Here is a 16,381-nt window from a genome sequence, read left to right as displayed (position 1 = left end):
CTTGCGGCGCGCGTTCAGCCTTTCGTCGCGCCGAACGTGAGCCCCGCGACGAAATGCTTCTGCATCGCGAAGAACATCGCGACCGACGGCAGCGCGGCGAGAATCGACCCGGCCGACACGAGATTCCACGACGTCGTCCATTGCCCCTTCAGCGCCGCGACGCCGGCGGTGATCGGCGCGGCCTCGTCGCCCTGCGTGAGACACAGCGCCCAGAAGTAGTCGTTCCACACGAACGTGAACACGAGAATCGCCAGCGCGGCCAGCGCGGGCCGGATCAGCGGCAGCACGATGCGCCAGAACACCGTCCATTCGCCCGCGCCTTCGATGCGCGCCGCCTCGATCAGCTCGAACGGCAACTGCTTGATGAAGTTGCGCAGGAACAGCGTGCAGAACCCGGTCTGGAACGCGACGTGAAACAGGATCAGCGCTTCGACCGTATTGAACACGCCGAGCCTCAGCGACAGGTCGCGCACCGGAATCATCAGCACCTGCACCGGCACGAAGTTGCCGGCGACGAACGTGCCGAACAGCGCGGTATTGCCGCGGAACCGGTAGGTCGCGAGCGCGAAGCCGGCCATCGCCGCGAGCGCGATCGAGCCGATCACGGACGGCACCGTGATCTGCACGCTGTTCCAGAAGTAATGCAGCATCGGCGACGTCGTCAGCGCGTCGCGGTAGTTCTCGACCATCGCGAAGTGGCGCGGCCAGCCCCAGTAGTGGCCTTCGACGAGTTCTTCGGTCGAGCGCACCGACGTGACGAACACGGCGATCATCGGCATCAGCCAGATCAGCAGCGCGACGGGCAGCGACAGCTTGTACAGCCGGCGCGAGACGGGCTTCCATTGGGCAACGGGCGTCGGAAACATGATGAAGCCTCTCCGGTGGGTCACTGCTCGTTGCGCAGCATGCGGCGCAACTGGAACACGATGTAGACGAGCATGATCGCGAACAGCACGGCGGCGATCGACGCGGAATAGCCCAGCCGGTAATACTTGATCGCCTGCTCGTACATGTAATACGCGAGCACGGTCGAACTCTCGAACGGGCCGCCGCTCGTCATCACCGAGATCAGGTCGAAGCTGCGCAGCGCGCCGATTACCGTGACGACGATCGCCATGAAGGTGGTCGGCCGCAACTGCGGCAGCACGACGTGCCACAGCAGCGCGAAGCCGCGCGCGCCTTCCATCCGCGCGGCCTCGATCTGTTCCGGGTTGACCGACGTGAGGCCGGTCAGGTACAGGATCATGCAGTACGCCGTCTGCGGCCACAGCGCGGCGAACACGACGCCGAGCGTCGCGTAGCGTGCGTCGCCGAGTACCGGGATGCCGTGCCCGACGATCAACGCGAGCAGCCCGAAGGTCGGATCGTAGAACCACGAGAAGATCAGGCCGACGACCACGCCGGACAGCACGAACGGCGCGAAGAACAGCGATTTCACGAGGCGGATGCCGCCGACCGCCTGGTTCAGGTACAGCGCGAGCGCGAGGCCGAGCGGCGGCGCGAGCATGAAGAGCGCGAGCCAGATCACGTTGTTGCGCAGCGCCGTGTAGAAGGTCGGCGCCTGCAGCAGTTCGGCATAGTTCGCGAGACCGACGAACGTGCGCTCGGTCATCCCGTCCCAGTTGTACAGGCTCAGCCACAGCGTCGACAGGATCGGCCAGATCACATAGACGGCCACCATCGCGCAGGCCGGCGCGAGAAACAGCCACGCGGCGCGCCGTTGCCGCCGCACGGCGGGCGACGGGCGGCGCGCGGGCAACGCGGCGGCGGATGTCCCGCGCGGCGGCGGCGCGGTGCCGCCGCGCGGGGGGGACGTGATCGGACTGGACACGGCTAGCCTCCTGAACGGGCAGGGCGGCGCGCGGCCGCCGGTTGGGTCACGCGGTCACTTCTTGTAGATCCGCTTGCGGGTCTGTTCGAGTTGCGCGAGCACCGTATCGAGCTGCGCGGGATTCGCGAGGAACTGCTGCATGCCTTTCATCCCTTCGTCGGCCATTTCCTTCGTCATGTCGCGGTCGTAGAACTGCGCGACGCCGCCCTTCGTGTCGGCGAGAATCCGGAACCCGATGCGCGAGACCGGATCGGCCGGCTCGGGCGACTTGCTGTTGGCCGACAGCGAGCCGAGCCCTTCCGCGAGCTTCGCGCCGATCTCGGGCGTTTCGACGAATGCGAGGAACGTGCGCGCATCGGCCTTGTTCTTCGCCTTGGTCGGGATGTGCAGCGATTCGACCGGGCCGTCCTCGGCGGTCGGCACCTTCGGGTCGATGATCGGGAAGCGGTAGTAGCCCATTTCCGGTTTCACGTTCGGCGGAAAGCCCGCCGCGATGAAGGTGCCCATCAGCATCATCGCGGCCTTGCCCTGGAACAGGAACGGCTGCGCGCCGTCGAGATCGTAGGACAGCGCGTTGTCGATGAAGTAGCCGGCGTCGATCAGCGACTTCCACGTCGTGTAGACCTTCTTCACGCGCTGGTCGGTGTACGGCACGTCGCCGGCCATCAGTTGCTGGTGGAACGCGTTGCCGTTCAGGCGCAGGTCGAGATAGTCGAACCAGCCGGCAAGCGTCCACGCGTCGCGGCCGCCGATCGCGACCGGCGTGATGCCGGCCGCCTTCAGCTTCTTGCACGCGTCGAGAAACTGGTCCCACGTCTTCGGCTCGTCGGTGATGCCGACCTTGCGGAACAGGTCCTTGCGGTAGAACAGCCCCCACGAGTAGTAGACGGTGGGCGCCGCATACTGCTTGCCGTTGTACGACGAGGCATCGCGCGTCGACGCGTACATCGCGCCCCAGCCGTTCTTGGTCCAGTCGCCGCTCAGGTCCTCGAACAGCCCGCGCTTCGCGTAGTACGCCATCCGCTCGCCCGCGTGCCAGTTCACGACGTCCGGCGCGACGGTCGTCAGCCACGCGGGGAGTTGCACCTTGTACGCTTCCTCGTCGACGAAGGTCGCCTTCACGTCGATGTCGGGATGCGCCTTGTGGAACGCGTCGAGCGTCGATTGCCAGACCGCGCGCTGGCTCGCGCCCTTGAACGCGATATTGATGGTCAGCGTGCCGGCATCGGCGGGCGCCGTCGTGCCGAGCGATGCGAACGCGACGGTGGCGGCCGCGGCGAGCCGGGCGGCGGCGCGAAGGGGGCGATGTGTCATGCGTGTCTCCATTCCAGTGTGTCGTCTTGTGCGTGACCGGCGCGTCGCGGCGCCGGTGGCGGGGGGCTACGAACGGCTTCGATACACGGCCACGTCCTGCGGCTCGACTTGCGCGGCGCCGAGCACGAACGCCGACGGCGGCACCGCATCGATCGTGTGCGGCGCGTTGCCGTAGTTGAAAACGTAGGTCAGGCCGCCGCGCCGGCTCACTCGCACGCCGTCGCCGAGCGGCGTCGGCGCGAGGCCCGCGTCGGTCGCAACGTCGGCGAACAGCTTCGCGGTGGTCGCGGCGTCGAACAGCGCGGCCCAGTAGTGCAGCGCGCCATGCGACACGCAGGCCGGATGACCGTCGGCGAAACGCGCATGCACGACGCTGCGCGTTTCGTCGTGGAGCTCGACGAAGTCGCGCCAGTGGCGCGCGTCGCCCGCGAGCGGCGAGCCGTCGCGCAACGTGCCGTCGATCCGCTCGGTCACGTTCGGCCGCAGCGATTCGACGCGCCACACGCGCACCGGCAGGATCGACGCGAGCGGGCCGGGCGGCAGCGTCGGCGGAATCTGCAGGTCGACGGTCTTCGAACCCGTACGCGGCCCGAATACCGCATGCGCGCCCGAGGCGGCGAGCCGTGCCGCGAAATCGTCCGGCACGACGGGCAGCGGCGGCACGACGACGAGGCGATAGCCGTCGAGCGGCGCGTGCGGCGACACGATGTCGACGTCCAGGCCGAGCGAGCGCAGCGCCGAGTAGTAGTCGAACGCGACGCGCGGGTAGTGGAAATCGGCGCCTTGCGGCTGCACTTCGAACAGCCACTTCGCTTCATAGTCGAACACGAGCGCGACCGGGGCGCGCACCGTGCCGTTCGCGTCGGCATCGGCGCCGGCATCGAGCACGGTGGCGATTTCGCGTGCGACGCGCTGCGCCTCGCGGCCGCCTTCGTCGAGCCGGTTGTCCGGCGTATTGAGGCCCGCATGCATCTGCTCCTGCGCGAACGGCGCCTGCCGCCAGCGGAAGTAGGACACGCAGCCGGCGCCATGCGCGAACGCTTCCCAGCTCCACAGGCGCACCATGCCCGGCAGCGGCGCGGGGTTCCACTGGGCCCAGTTCACGGGCCCCGGCTGCTGCTCCATCACCCAGAACGGCAGCTTCGACATCCCGCGATACAGATCGTGATTGAACGACGCGAAATCCGGATGGCCGGTGCGCAGCCAGCGCGCCTTCACGTCGGGCGCGAACCAGAGCTCCTCCAGCGCGCCGAGCGGGTAGCTGTCCCACGTCGCGATGTCGAGGTCGCGCGCCACCTCGTAGTGATCGAACTCGGTGAACAGCTGCATGAAGTTGTGCGCGACCGGCCGGCCCGGCGAATGCGCGCGGATCACGTCGACCTGCATCCGGTGATAGCGCGCGACTTCGTCGGATGCGAAGCGCCGGTAATCGAGACGATGCGACGGATGGGCTTCGGTCACGGTGCCGACGGGTGCGTCGATTTCGTCGAAACGGCGATACTCCATGCTCCAGAACACGGTGCCCCATGCGCGGTTCAGCGCGTCGATCGTGCCGTAGCGCGCCTTCAGCCACGCACGGAAGCGCACGAGCGCGGCCGGCGAGTAGCTGACGACGGTCTGGTGGCAGCCGAGTTCGTTGTCGGTCTGCCAGTGGCGCACGGCGGGATGGCGGCCGTAGCGTTCGGCGACGGCCGTGCAGATCTGCCGCGACGCTTCCAGATAGGTCGGCGACGAGAAGTCGTAGTGGCGGCGCGAGCCGAACGCGCGCGGCCGGCCGTCGGCACCGATCGCTAGGATGTCGGGATGGCGGTCGACCAGCCATTTCGGCGGCGTCGCGGTCGGCGTGCACATCACGATCTCGAGGCCGGCCGCGCCGAGCACGTCGACCGCGCGGTCGAGCCAGCCCCAGTCGTATTCGCCCGGCGACGGCTCGATGCGGCTCCACGCGAATTCGGCGATCCGCACCTGCTCGATACCGAGCGCTTTCATCCGGCGGGCGTCATCGGCCCACATCGATTCCGGCCAGTGTTCCGGGTAGTAGCAGACTCCGAGGCGCATGCCGATCCTTATGCGTAGTGGTGGACGTGGACGTCGGCGCACGCGGGCACCGCGCGGCCGTCTTCGGTGAAGAGATGGCAGGCCGCGGCCGGCGCATGCAGGTGCACGCGCTCGCCGGTGCGCACCTGCGCGTCGCCGGGCACCTTCGCGATCAGCGGTGCGCCGCCGGGCCCGTCGAGGTGCACGTAGGTCTGTTCGCCGAGGCGTTCGACGAGCGCGACGTCGCGCGCGAGCGTCGTGGCGTCGAGCGCGACGCCGAGCGTCAGGTGTTCGGGGCGAATGCCGAGCGTCACGGCGGCGCCGGCGCCAAGTGCCGAGCCGTCGCGCGGCAGCGCGAAGGTCTCGCCGGACGGCACGAGCGTGACGGTCGTGCGATGCGCGTCGCACGCGGTCACGACGGCCGGCAGGAAGTTCATGCGCGGCGACCCGATGAAACCCGCGACGAAGCGGCTGGCCGGATGGTGGTAGAGGTCGAGCGGCGCGCCGACCTGCGCGATGCTGCCGTGCTGCGCGGTATCCGCGCCGGCGTGCAGCAGCACGATCTTGTCGGCGAGCGTCATCGCTTCGGTCTGGTCGTGCGTCACGTAGACGACGCTCGCGCGTTCGAACTGCCGGTGCAGCCGCGCGATCTCGATGCGGGTCTGGCCGCGCAGCGCCGCGTCGAGATTCGACAGCGGTTCGTCGAACAGGAACACGCCGGGCTCGCGCACGATCGCGCGGCCGATCGCGACGCGCTGCCGCTGGCCGCCGGACAGCGCCTTCGGCTTGCGGTCGAGCAGCGTGTCGAGCTGCAGGATGCGCGCGGCGTCGCGCACCTTGCGGTCGATCTCGACTTTCGGCACCCGTGCGAGCTTCAGCCCGAACGCCATGTTCTCGTACACCGTCATGTGCGGAAACAGCGCGTAGCTCTGGAACACCATCGCGACGCCGCGCTCGGCGGCCGGCACGTCGTCGACGCGGCGGCCGTCGATCGACAGTTCGCCCGCGCTCAGGTCCTCGAGCCCGGCGATCATGCGCAGCAGCGTCGACTTGCCGCAACCGGACGGCCCGAGGAACACGCAGAACTCGTGCGCGCCGATCTCCAGATCGACGTCGCGTATCACCGGCGCGTGATCGCCGTAGGCTTTCTGCACGCGCCGCATCGAGATGCTCGCCATTGTCTCCGCTCCATGTTTTAATGCGCCGTACTGCATGATTAAGCGCTTAATCATCGCGATCAAAAAAAGAGGCGATGCGATCGCGTCCGAGTCGCGCCCGTCGGGCGGCGGCAAGGTGTGCGGCGATAGTGCGCCGCTTCGGTGAGCGAAGCAAATATTGGATCGACGTCTCATATAGTGAGCAAACGATGGCAACCCTGGATGAAGTGGCGCGTCGCGCCGGCGTGACGGCCGCGACGGTGTCGAACGTGCTGCGCGGCCGCGGCCGGGTGGGCGAGGCGACGCGGGCGCGCGTGCTGGAAGCCGTCGAGGCGCTCGGGTACCGGCCGCATCTCGCCGCGCGGGCGCTGGCGGAAGGGCGCGCGCCGACGGTCGCGCTGATGGTGTCGAGCATCGCGAACCCGTTCTACCCGGAATTCGCGCTGGCGGTCGAACGGGCGGTGCGCCGCAACGGGCAGTTCCTGATCGTCTGCAATACGAATGAAGACCCGTTGCAGGGGCGCGCGTATCTCGACCAGATCGCCGGCACGATCTCGGAAGGGATTCTCGTGACCAACGCGAACCTGCACCTGCCGGATCTGCTCGACGTCGCGCGGCGCGGCGTGCCGGTCGTGCTGTGCCTGTGGGAGCGGCCCGAGGCGCCGCCCGACGGCCTGCCGTGCGTGGCGATCGATTTCCGCGAGGCGGGACGGATCGCGACACGGCATCTGCTCGAACTCGGCCACCGGCGGATTGGCGTGATCGTCGGCGGGTCGGCAAGCGGCGTGCAGGCGGCGCGCTACGACGGGTTCGTCGACGTGATGCGCGAGGCCGGGCTCGACGCGTCGGTCGTCGCGGCCGAGCCCGATTCGATCGAAGGCGGCGTGCGCGCGGCGGGGCGGCTGCTCGATGCGCATCCGAGCCTGACCGCGCTGGTGGCCACCAACGACCTGCCGGCGATCGGCGCGATGCATGCGGCGGCCGACCGTGGCAGGCGCGTGCCCGACGATCTGTCGATCGTCGGGATGACCGACATTCATCTGGCCAGCGACACGCGCCCGACGCTGACGACCGTCGCGATCCCGACTGCCGAGGCGGCCGGCCTCGCGGTCGAACTGCTCAATACATTGCGCGAGGCGGGCGGATGGAGCGACGAGGCGCCGCGCATGCGTGTCGCGTCGTTGCCGAAACTGAGGGTGCGCGGCACGACCGGACAGGCGCCGCGCGCGGCATAGCGCGCGGCGAACCGGCGCGCACCGGTCTCAAGCGCCTTCGACGAGCCGCATCACGATGCGTCTCGCCGACTCGAGATGCGCGACCGTCATCGAGCGTGCCGCCCGCGCATCGCGTGCGCGGCACGCCTGCAGAATCGCTTCGTGCTCGACCTGGAACGACGGCGTATCGGCGAGCAGCGTCGTCTGCAGGCGCTCGTAACGTTCGACCTGGCTGCGCAGTTCGGCAATCGACTTCAGCTGCCGCGCATTGCCGCAACCCGCATACAGCAACGCGTGGAATTCGCGATTCAGTTCGCCCTGCCGGCGCGGCACGCTCGCGTCGCCGAGCAGGCGATGCACGAGTTCGGCGCGCGCGAGCGCCTCGTCGTCCAGACGTTTCACGCTCCGGTAGATCGCGTCGCCTTCGAGCAGCACGCGAAGATCGTAGATGTCCTGCACGTCGGACGCACTCAGCATCCGCACGACGGCGCCACGATTCCTGAAGATATCCAGCAATCCTTCGCGTTCCAGCCGCTGGATCGCCTCGCGCATCGGAATCCGGCTGATGCCGAACCGTTCGGCCAGATCGCGCTCGACCAGCCGTTCGCCGGCCGAAAGCTCGCCGTTGATGATCATGTCGCGCAGCGACGCGGCGACCGCGTCCGCCGTGGAGTCGAGTTTGGCTTCCATGCCTGCGTGTTTCGTCGATTTGGAATAATGGTATACCAAATGGCCATCCAGTGCCACAATGGCGGCCAGGCAGGCGGATGCTGCAAAACGGCATCCGACACGGTCGAGGCAACCGACATCAATGGAGAGCGAGATGGCAGCAGGCGAGCACAAATATCGCGTCGCGGTGGAGTGGACGGGCAATCGCGGCACCGGCACATCGGGGTATCGCGAGTACGGGCGCGATCACGTGATCCGGGCGGGCTCGAAGCCGGATATTCCCGGTTCGTCGGATCCGGCGTTCCGCGGCGACGCGTCGCGCTGGAACCCCGAAGACCTGCTGCTCGCGTCGGCATCGGCGTGCCACAAGCTCTGGTATCTGCATCTGTGTTCCGAGGCCGGCATTCGCGTGCTGGCCTATGCCGACAACGCCGAAGGCACGATGCTCGACGGCGCCGGGGAAGGCCGTTTCACCGAAATCGTGCTGCGCCCGCACGTGACCATCCAGGCCGGCGACGATCGTGAGCTGGCCGGGCATCTGCATCACGATGCGCATGCGAAGTGCTATATCGCGAACTCGGTCAATTTCCCGATCCGCTGCGAACCGGTGATCGAGTTCGCCGCGGCGTAGGGAACCCCCGCCGCATCGTCACGGCGCGACGCCGTACACCTCCCGCGCAGCCGCGCGAATCGCGTCGGCCATCACCGCGACGGCCGGCGAATGGAGCCGGTCGGTGCGCGTGATGATCCCGAAATCGTCCATCCGGCAATCCATTTCCAGCGGCAGCACCGTGACGATCCCGTGCCGCGCGTAGTAGTGCGCGACGTCCTCGGCCAGCACCGCGATCATGTCGCTCTGTTCGAGCAACTGCGTGATGAACAGCAGCGCCGCCGTCTCGACGAGGTTCGCGGGCGGCGCAAGGCTCGCGCGCTGGAACACGAGCTCGAAGCGGTGGCGCAGCACGCTGCCGGCCGGCGGCACGACCCACGCGGCGCGCTGCACGTCGGCGAGCGACAGCGGCGCGTGCGCGAGCAGCGGGTGGCCGGGCCGCACGACGGCGGCCACCGACTCGCCGGTCAGCGGCTCGTAGCGCAGGCGCAGCTTGTCGTGTTCGGCGGAGAGCCGGCCGAGCACGATGTCGATCTTTTCCTGCGCGAGATGTTCGAGCAGCACGTTGCTGGTGTCGATCTCGACCGACACGTGCAGGCCCGCATGCGTGCCCTTCACCGCGGCGACGGCCGGCGGCACGAGCCGCAGCCCGGGCGACGTGATCGCGCCGACCGCCACGTGGCCGAGATGGCCGGCCTTCAGCGCGGCCAGCTCCTCGTGCGCCTGGTCGAGGCTGCCGAGCGCCGCGCGCGCATGGCGGATCAGCGCGTCGCCGTAGAGCGTCGGCCGCATCCCGCGCGGCAGCCGCTCGAACAGCACCGCGCCGATCGATTCCTCGAGTTCGCGCAGCAGCTTCGACGCGGCCGGCTGCGTCATGTTCAGCGCGGCGGCCGCGCGATGAATGCTGCCTTCGTCGGCGAGCGCGACGACCAGCAGGAGCTGGCGCGTCTTCAGGCGGCCGCGGTTTCCCCACGGACTGGCTTCGGGCATCGTACGGGTTTATATCGATATTGGAATCGATATCGTAATCGCCAAAAACGTCATTAGCCAGTTATCAAAATTCTGCCTAGACTGCGCCGGTATCCCGTCACCACAGGACTGACGATGTCGGCAACAAAACCCAGGCTGCGCTCCGCGCAATGGTTCGGCACGAACGACAAGAACGGCTTCATGTACCGGAGCTGGATGAAGAACCAGGGCATTCCCGATCACGAGTTCGACGGCCGGCCGATCATCGGCATCTGCAACACGTGGTCCGAACTGACGCCGTGCAACGCGCACTTCCGCAAGCTCGCCGAGCACGTGAAGCGCGGGATCTCCGAGGCGGGCGGCTTCCCGGTCGAGTTCCCGGTGTTCTCGAACGGCGAATCGAACCTGCGGCCGTCGGCGATGCTCACGCGCAACCTCGCGTCGATGGACGTCGAGGAGGCGATCCGCGGCAACCCGATCGACGCGGTCGTGCTGCTCGCCGGCTGCGACAAGACGACGCCCGCGCTGCTGATGGGCGCGGCGAGCTGCGACGTGCCGGCGATCGTCGTGTCGGGTGGCCCGATGCTGAACGGCAAGCTGGAAGGCAAGAACATCGGGTCGGGCACGGCCGTATGGCAGCTGCACGAAGCGCTGAAGGCCGGCGAGATCGACCTCCATCACTTCCTGTCGGCCGAAGCCGGCATGTCGCGCTCGGCCGGCACCTGCAACACGATGGGCACCGCGTCGACGATGGCGTGCATGGCCGAGGCGCTCGGCGTCGCGCTGCCGCACAACGCGGCGATTCCGGCCGTCGATTCGCGTCGCTACGTGCTCGCGCACATGTCGGGCATCCGCATTGTCGAGATGGCGCTCGAAGGGCTCGTGCTGTCGAAGGTGCTGACGCGCGCGGCGTTCGAGAACGCGATCCGCGCGAACGCGGCGATCGGCGGCTCGACCAATGCGGTGATCCACCTGAAGGCGATCGCGGGCCGCATCGGCGTGCCGCTCGAACTGGAAGACTGGATGCGCATCGGCCGCGACACGCCGACGATCGTCGACCTGATGCCGTCGGGGCGCTTCCTGATGGAGGAGTTCTATTACGCGGGCGGGCTGCCGGCCGTGCTGCGCCGCCTCGGCGAAGGCGGGCTGCTGCCGCATCCGGACGCGCTGACGGTGAACGGCAAGTCGCTGTGGGACAACGTGCGCGAAGCGCCGAACTACGACGACGAAGTGATCCGCCCGCTCGACCGGCCGCTGATCGAGGACGGCGGCATCCGCATCCTGCGCGGCAACCTCGCGCCGCGCGGCGCGGTGCTGAAACCGTCGGCGGCGAGCCCCGAACTGCTCAAGCATCGCGGCCGCGCGGTGGTGTTCGAGAACCTCGACCACTACAAGGCGACGATCAACGACGAAGCGCTCGACATCGATGCGAGCTCGGTGATGGTGCTGAAGAACTGCGGGCCGCGCGGTTATCCGGGCATGGCCGAGGTCGGCAACATGGGACTGCCGCCGAAGCTGCTGCGCCAGGGCGTGAAGGACATGGTGCGGATTTCCGATGCGCGGATGAGCGGCACCGCATACGGCACGGTCGTGCTGCACGTCGCGCCGGAAGCGGCCGCCGGCGGGCCGCTCGCGGCGGTGCGCAACGGCGACTGGATCGAGCTCGACTGCGAGGCCGGCACGCTGCATCTCGACATTCCGGACGACGAACTGCAGCGCCGCCTGTCGGACGTCGATCCGACCGCCGCGCCGGGCGTGGCCGGCCAACTCGGCAAGGGCGGTTACGCGCGGCTGTATATCGATCACGTGCTGCAGGCCGACGAGGGGTGCGACCTCGACTTCCTGGTCGGCACGCGCGGCGCGGACGTGCCGAGCCATTCGCATTGAGCGGCAGGCGGCGCGACGTGCGCCGCCGGTTGCGGACCTTCCCGGTCCGCGCTTCGTGAAACCGTGAACGCAAGACGGCCGGTCGCTACCAGGGCCGGCGCAGGACGCGAAACATGACATCGAGCAGCACGCCGCGTTACCGCGGCATCTTCCCCGTCGTCCCGACGACGTTTACCGATACCGGCGAGCTCGATCTCGCGAGCCAGAAGCGTGCGGTCGACTTCATGATCGATGCCGGCTCCGACGGGCTGTGCATCCTCGCGAACTTCTCCGAGCAGTTCGCGATCACCGACGACGAACGCGACGTGCTCACGCGCACGATCCTCGAACACGTCGCGGGCCGCGTGCCGGTGATCGTCACGACGTCGCACTACAGCACGCAGGTGTGCGCGGCACGCAGCCTGCGCGCGCGGCAGCTCGGCGCGGCGATGGTGATGACGATGCCGCCGTATCACGGCGCGACGTTCCGCGTGCCGGAAGCGCAGATCTTCGACTTCTATGCGCGCGTGTCCGACGCGATCTCGATCCCGATCATGATCCAGGACGCGCCCGCGAGCGGCACCGCGCTGTCCGCGCCGTTCCTCGCGCGGATGGCGCGCGAGATCGAGCAGGTCGCGTACTTCAAGATCGAGACGCCGGGCGCGGCGAACAAGCTGCGCGAGCTGATCCGGCTCGGCGGCGACGCGGTTGAGGGGCCGTGGGACGGCGAGGAGGCGATCACGCTGCTGGCCGATCTTCACGCGGGCGCGACCGGCGCGATGACGGGCGGCGGCTTTCCGGACGGCATCCGGCCGATCCTCGAAGCCTTCCGCGAAGGGCGGCACGACGACGCGTTCGCGCATTACCAGACATGGCTGCCGCTGATCAATCACGAGAACCGCCAGTCCGGGATCCTCACCGCGAAGGCGCTGATGCGCGAAGGCGGCGTGATCGCGTGCGAGCGGCCGCGGCATCCGATGCCGGAACTGCACCCGGACACGCGCGCGGAACTGCTCGCGATCGCGCGGCGGCTCGATCCGCTCGTGCTGCGCTGGGCGCACTGAGCGATTCGCGAAGGAGACACGCACGATGAGTGATCGGATTTCGCTGGGCGTCGTCGGGATCGGCAAGATCGCGCGCGACCAGCATCTGCCGGCGATTGCCGCCGAACCGGGCTTTGCGTTGACCGCGTGCGCGAGCCGCCACGCGGAAGTCGCGGGCGTCCGCAACTATCAGGACCTGCGCGCGCTGCTGGCCGCCGAGCGCGAGCTCGACGCCGTGTCGCTGTGCGCGCCGCCCCAGGTGCGCTACGCACAGGCCCGCGCCGCGCTCGAAGCCGGCAAGCACGTGATGCTCGAGAAACCGCCGGGCGCGACGCTCGGCGAAGTGGCCGCGCTGGACGCGCTCGCGCGCGAACGCGGCCTCACGCTGTTCGCGACCTGGCATTCGCGCTGCGCGAGCGCGGTCGAGCCCGCGCGCGCATGGCTCGCGACGCGCACGATCCGCGCGGTGCAGGTGCGCTGGAAGGAGGACGTGCGGCGCTGGCATCCGGGGCAGCAGTGGATCTGGGAGCCGGGCGGCCTCGGCGTGTTCGACCCCGGCATCAACGCGCTGTCGATCGTCACGCGGATCCTGCCGCGCGAGCTCGTGCTGCGCGAGGCGACGCTGTTCGTGCCGAGCGACGTGCAGACGCCGATCGCGGCCGACCTCGACTGCGCGGATACCGACGGCGTGCCGGTACGCGCGGAATTCGACTGGCGGCACGGCCCCGTCGAGCAATGGGAGATCGCGGTCGACACGGCCGACGGCGTGCTCGCGATCAGCCGCGGCGGCGCGCAATTGTCGATCGCGGGCGAGCCGATCGAGATCGGGCCGGAACGCGAGTATCCGGCGCTGTATGCGCACTTCCATGCATTGATCGCGCGCGGCGAAAGCGACGTCGACGTGCGGCCGCTGCGGCTCGTCGCCGACGCCTTCCTGTTCGGCCGGCGCGTGCAGACCGACGCGTTCGGCCGCTGAACCCGCGCGCGTCGGCACGACGCGCGTCCGACGAATCTTTACGGCACACATCACGGCACCCGCCGATACCAAGGAGACATCCCATGAACCGCACGACTCACACGATTCGCCGACATACCCTGCGCGCGCTCCTCGCCGCGCTCTGCATCGCGCCGCTCGGCATGCAGGGCGCCGCGCGCGCCGACGCGCCGCTGAAGATCGGTTTCCTCGTGAAGATGCCCGAGCAGGCGTGGTTCATCAACGAGCAGAACGCGGCGTCCGCGCTCGGCCAGAAGGAGAACTTCTCGGTCGTGAAGATCGGCACGCCGGACGGCGAGAAGGTGCTGGCCGCGATCGACAACCTCGGCTCGCAAGGCGCGCAGGGCTTCGTGATCTGCGCGCCGGACGTGCGTCTCGGGCCGGCGATCGCGTCGCGCGCGAAGCGCTACAACATGAAGTTCGTGACGGTCGACGACCAGCTCGTCGATTCGAGCGGCAAGCCGCTGCCGAACGTGCCGCACCTCGGGATGTCGGCGACCAAGATCGGCAACCAGGTCGGCCAGGCGATCGCCGACGAGATGAAGCGGCGCGGCTGGAAGCCCGAGGAAGTCGGCGCGCTGCGGATCACCAACTACGAGCTGCCGACCGCGAAGCTGCGCACCGACGGCGCGACGCAGGCGCTGCTCGCGAACGGCTTCCGCAAGGAGAACATCTTCGATGCGCCGCAGAAGACGACCGACGACGAAGGCGGCTTCAGCGCGGCGGCGCCGGTGCTCGCACGCCATCCGAACGTGAAGAAATGGGTCGTCTACGCGCTGAACGAGGAAACCGTGCTCGGCGCGGTGCGCGCGACCGAGCAGCTGCACATCCCGGCGGCCGACGTGATCGGCGTCGGCATCAACGGCGCGGGCGAGGCGTTCGCCGAATTCCAGAAGAAGGAGCCGACCGGTTTCTACGGGACGATCGCGGTCAGCTCGACCAACCACGGCAAGGACAGCACGCAGAACCTCGTCGACTGGATCCGCAACGGCAAGACGCCGCCGGCCGACACGCAGACGAGCGGCAAGCTGATGACGCGTGCGAACTGGCAGGCCGTGCGCGCCGAACTCGGTATCTGAGCGGGCGAGGCGAGAACGCGATGACGACGCAGACGATGCCGGCCGTGCCCGGCCACGACGCCGAAGCGGGCACGCCGCCGGACGGCCCGCTGCTCGCGCTCGACGGCATCACCGTGACGTTCCCGGGCGTACGCGCGCTCGATGCGGTGTCGCTGTCGGTGCGCGCGGGCGAAGTGCACGGGCTGATGGGCGAGAACGGCGCGGGCAAGTCGACGCTGCTGAAGGTGCTGTCCGGCGTGAACCAGCCGCAGGCCGGCACGCTGACGCTGAACGGCACCGTCCAGCGCTTCGCGTCGACGCGCGCGGCGCTCGAGGCCGGCATCGCGATCATCTACCAGGAGCTGCATCTGGTGCCCGAGCTGACGGTCGCGGAGAACCTGATGCTCGGCCAATTGCCGAGCCGGCTCGGCGTGGTCGACGAGCGCACGCTCGCCGCGCGCGCGCTCGATGCGCTGGAGCGGCTCGGCGAGCGCATCGACCCGGGCATTCCGGTGAAGTATCTGTCGATCGGTCAGCGGCAGATGATCGAGATCGGCAAGGCACTGATGCGCGATGCGCGCGTGATCGCGTTCGACGAGCCGACGAGTTCGCTGTCCGCGCGCGAAACCACGCAACTGTTCCGGATCATCCGTGCGCTGCGCGCGGAAGGGCGCGCGATCATCTACGTCACGCACCGGATGGAAGAGGTATACGAGCTGTGCGACCGCGTGACCGTGTTTCGCGACGGCCGCCGCATCGACACGTTCGATTCCGTCGCCGATCTCGACCGCGACCGGCTGATCGGCTGCATGGTCGGCCGCGCGATCGAGGACGTCTACGGCTATCGCCCGCGCACGGCCGGCGACGTGCTGATCGAGGCGAAAGGGCTGGCGGGGCCTGGCCTGGCGGAACCCGTGTCGTTTACCGCGCGGCGCGGCGAGATCGTCGGCTTCTTCGGGCTCGTCGGCGCGGGCCGCTCGGAGCTGATGAAGCTGCTGTACGGCGCGGTGCGCCCGAGCGCGGGGCACGTCGAGCTGAACGGGAAACGCGTCGCATTCGGGAGCCCGCGCGATGCGGTGCGCGCCGGCATCGCGCTGTGCCCGGAAGACCGCAAGCAGGAAGGCATCGTCGCGATCGCGTCGGTGGCCGACAACCTGAACATCAGCGCGCGCCGCCATTTCAGCCCGGCACGCGTGCTGCTCGACGGGCGGCGCGAGCGCGAGCTTGCACAAAGCTACATCGAGCGGCTCGCGATCAAGACCCGCGACGGCGACACGCCGATCGGCGCGCTGTCGGGCGGCAACCAGCAGAAGGTCGTGCTCGCGCGCTGGCTGGCCGAGCGCATCGACGTGTTCCTGATGGACGAGCCGACGCGCGGCATCGACGTCGGCGCGCGCGCGGAAATCTACAACCTGTTCTACGAACTCGCGGAAGCGGGCCGCACGGTGATCCTCGTGTCGAGCGATCTGGCCGAGGTGATCGGCGTGTCGGACCGCATCGTCGTGATGAAGGAAGGACGGATCGCGGGCGAGGTCGCGAAGGCGCATGCGACGCCCGACACGCTGATCAAGCTCGCGCTGCCGCGCTAGCGGCGAGCAGTCAACCGGAAAGCAACCGAT

At 68.7% G+C, this 16,381-nt stretch carries 14 protein-coding genes; 7 read left to right on the top strand and 7 right to left on the bottom strand.

Annotated features, from left to right (window positions below):
- Nucleotides 1-14: 14 nt before the first annotated feature.
- The 5 genes from VXM69_RS01755 to VXM69_RS01735 form a co-directional block, all read right to left on the bottom strand.
- Nucleotides 15-866 (bottom strand): carbohydrate ABC transporter permease, encoded by an 852-nt coding sequence (locus VXM69_RS01755; protein ID WP_124608473.1) that lies wholly within the window; start codon nucleotides 864-866, stop codon nucleotides 15-17.
- Between the two features lie 20 nt (nucleotides 867-886).
- A complete protein-coding gene (locus VXM69_RS01750) occupies nucleotides 887-1,831 on the bottom strand; it encodes a carbohydrate ABC transporter permease (RefSeq protein WP_367188883.1) in 945 nt (314 codons plus the stop codon).
- Between the two features lie 54 nt (nucleotides 1,832-1,885).
- Nucleotides 1,886-3,145, bottom strand: a complete 1,260-nt coding sequence (locus tag VXM69_RS01745) for an ABC transporter substrate-binding protein (protein ID WP_367188882.1) — start codon at nucleotides 3,143-3,145, stop codon at nucleotides 1,886-1,888.
- Between the two features lie 66 nt (nucleotides 3,146-3,211).
- A complete protein-coding gene (locus VXM69_RS01740) occupies nucleotides 3,212-5,203 on the bottom strand; it encodes a beta-galactosidase (RefSeq protein ID WP_367188881.1) in 1,992 nt (663 codons plus the stop codon).
- 8 nt (nucleotides 5,204-5,211) lie between these two features.
- Nucleotides 5,212-6,360, bottom strand: a complete 1,149-nt coding sequence (locus VXM69_RS01735) for an ABC transporter ATP-binding protein (protein ID WP_367188880.1) — start codon at nucleotides 6,358-6,360, stop codon at nucleotides 5,212-5,214.
- 188 nt (nucleotides 6,361-6,548) lie between these two features.
- Between VXM69_RS01735 and VXM69_RS01730 the strand changes: the two genes are divergently transcribed.
- Nucleotides 6,549-7,574, top strand: a complete 1,026-nt coding sequence (locus VXM69_RS01730; RefSeq protein WP_124608477.1) for a LacI family DNA-binding transcriptional regulator — start codon at nucleotides 6,549-6,551, stop codon at nucleotides 7,572-7,574.
- Nucleotides 7,575-7,601: 27 nt separating this feature from the next.
- Here VXM69_RS01730 and VXM69_RS01725 read toward each other — a convergent pair whose 3' ends face one another.
- On the bottom strand, nucleotides 7,602-8,243 hold the full coding sequence (locus VXM69_RS01725; protein ID WP_367188879.1) for a GntR family transcriptional regulator: 642 nt from the start codon (nucleotides 8,241-8,243) through the stop codon (nucleotides 7,602-7,604).
- A 133-nt stretch (nucleotides 8,244-8,376) separates the two neighbouring features.
- Between VXM69_RS01725 and VXM69_RS01720 the strand changes: the two genes are divergently transcribed.
- Entirely contained in the window at nucleotides 8,377-8,853 is a 477-nt protein-coding gene (locus tag VXM69_RS01720) for an OsmC family protein (RefSeq protein WP_124608478.1), read from the top strand.
- An 18-nt stretch (nucleotides 8,854-8,871) separates the two neighbouring features.
- Here the strand turns inward: VXM69_RS01720 and VXM69_RS01715 are convergent, their stop codons facing one another.
- Entirely contained in the window at nucleotides 8,872-9,822 is a 951-nt protein-coding gene (locus VXM69_RS01715) for a LysR family transcriptional regulator (protein WP_034187591.1), read from the bottom strand.
- 114 nt (nucleotides 9,823-9,936) lie between these two features.
- Here VXM69_RS01715 and VXM69_RS01710 point away from each other — a divergent pair, with 114 nt between their 5' ends.
- The 5 genes from VXM69_RS01710 to araG all read left to right on the top strand — a co-directional run bounded on the left by VXM69_RS01710 (nucleotide 9,937) and on the right by araG (nucleotide 16,351).
- The gene (locus tag VXM69_RS01710; protein ID WP_034187592.1) at nucleotides 9,937-11,688 is read left to right on the top strand and encodes an IlvD/Edd family dehydratase; all 1,752 of its coding nucleotides are present in this window, start codon (nucleotides 9,937-9,939) and stop codon (nucleotides 11,686-11,688) included.
- A 113-nt stretch (nucleotides 11,689-11,801) separates the two neighbouring features.
- Nucleotides 11,802-12,731 carry a dihydrodipicolinate synthase family protein gene (locus VXM69_RS01705; protein WP_034187593.1) on the top strand — a complete coding sequence of 310 codons (930 nt, stop codon included), beginning with the start codon at nucleotides 11,802-11,804 and terminating at the stop codon, nucleotides 12,729-12,731.
- A 25-nt stretch (nucleotides 12,732-12,756) separates the two neighbouring features.
- Nucleotides 12,757-13,686, top strand: a complete 930-nt coding sequence (locus VXM69_RS01700) for a Gfo/Idh/MocA family protein (RefSeq protein ID WP_124670760.1) — start codon at nucleotides 12,757-12,759, stop codon at nucleotides 13,684-13,686.
- A gap of 83 nt (nucleotides 13,687-13,769) precedes the next feature.
- Nucleotides 13,770-14,783 (top strand): arabinose ABC transporter substrate-binding protein, encoded by a 1,014-nt coding sequence (locus VXM69_RS01695; protein ID WP_034187595.1) that lies wholly within the window; start codon nucleotides 13,770-13,772, stop codon nucleotides 14,781-14,783.
- Between the two features lie 20 nt (nucleotides 14,784-14,803).
- Entirely contained in the window at nucleotides 14,804-16,351 is a 1,548-nt protein-coding gene (araG, locus tag VXM69_RS01690) for an L-arabinose ABC transporter ATP-binding protein AraG (RefSeq protein ID WP_367188878.1), read from the top strand.
- Nucleotides 16,352-16,381 lie beyond the last annotated feature (30 nt).

Source organism: Burkholderia sp. Ed8 (genome assembly GCF_040761425.1).
Taxonomy (GTDB): Bacteria; Pseudomonadota; Gammaproteobacteria; order Burkholderiales; family Burkholderiaceae; genus Burkholderia; species Burkholderia seminalis.
This window is presented reverse-complemented; position numbering and strand designations above follow the sequence as displayed.

Bases quoted from the DNA above. Each gene is read 5' to 3' on its own strand.
- VXM69_RS01695 (WP_034187595.1), top strand. From the start codon at position 13,770: ATGAACCGCACGACTCACACGATTCGCCGACATACCCTGCGCGCGCTC.
- VXM69_RS01700 (WP_124670760.1), top strand. From the start codon at position 12,757: ATGAGTGATCGGATTTCGCTGGGCGTCGTCGGGATCGGCAAGATCGCG.
- VXM69_RS01735 (WP_367188880.1), bottom strand. From the start codon at position 6,360: ATGGCGAGCATCTCGATGCGGCGCGTGCAGAAAGCCTACGGCGATCAC.
- araG (WP_367188878.1), top strand. From the start codon at position 14,804: ATGACGACGCAGACGATGCCGGCCGTGCCCGGCCACGACGCCGAAGCG.
- VXM69_RS01725 (WP_367188879.1), bottom strand. From the start codon at position 8,243: ATGGAAGCCAAACTCGACTCCACGGCGGACGCGGTCGCCGCGTCGCTG.
- VXM69_RS01730 (WP_124608477.1), top strand. From the start codon at position 6,549: ATGGCAACCCTGGATGAAGTGGCGCGTCGCGCCGGCGTGACGGCCGCG.
- VXM69_RS01705 (WP_034187593.1), top strand. From the start codon at position 11,802: ATGACATCGAGCAGCACGCCGCGTTACCGCGGCATCTTCCCCGTCGTC.
- VXM69_RS01740 (WP_367188881.1), bottom strand. From the start codon at position 5,203: ATGCGCCTCGGAGTCTGCTACTACCCGGAACACTGGCCGGAATCGATG.
- VXM69_RS01745 (WP_367188882.1), bottom strand. From the start codon at position 3,145: ATGACACATCGCCCCCTTCGCGCCGCCGCCCGGCTCGCCGCGGCCGCC.
- VXM69_RS01715 (WP_034187591.1), bottom strand. From the start codon at position 9,822: ATGCCCGAAGCCAGTCCGTGGGGAAACCGCGGCCGCCTGAAGACGCGC.
- VXM69_RS01755 (WP_124608473.1), bottom strand. From the start codon at position 866: ATGTTTCCGACGCCCGTTGCCCAATGGAAGCCCGTCTCGCGCCGGCTG.
- VXM69_RS01710 (WP_034187592.1), top strand. From the start codon at position 9,937: ATGTCGGCAACAAAACCCAGGCTGCGCTCCGCGCAATGGTTCGGCACG.
- VXM69_RS01720 (WP_124608478.1), top strand. From the start codon at position 8,377: ATGGCAGCAGGCGAGCACAAATATCGCGTCGCGGTGGAGTGGACGGGC.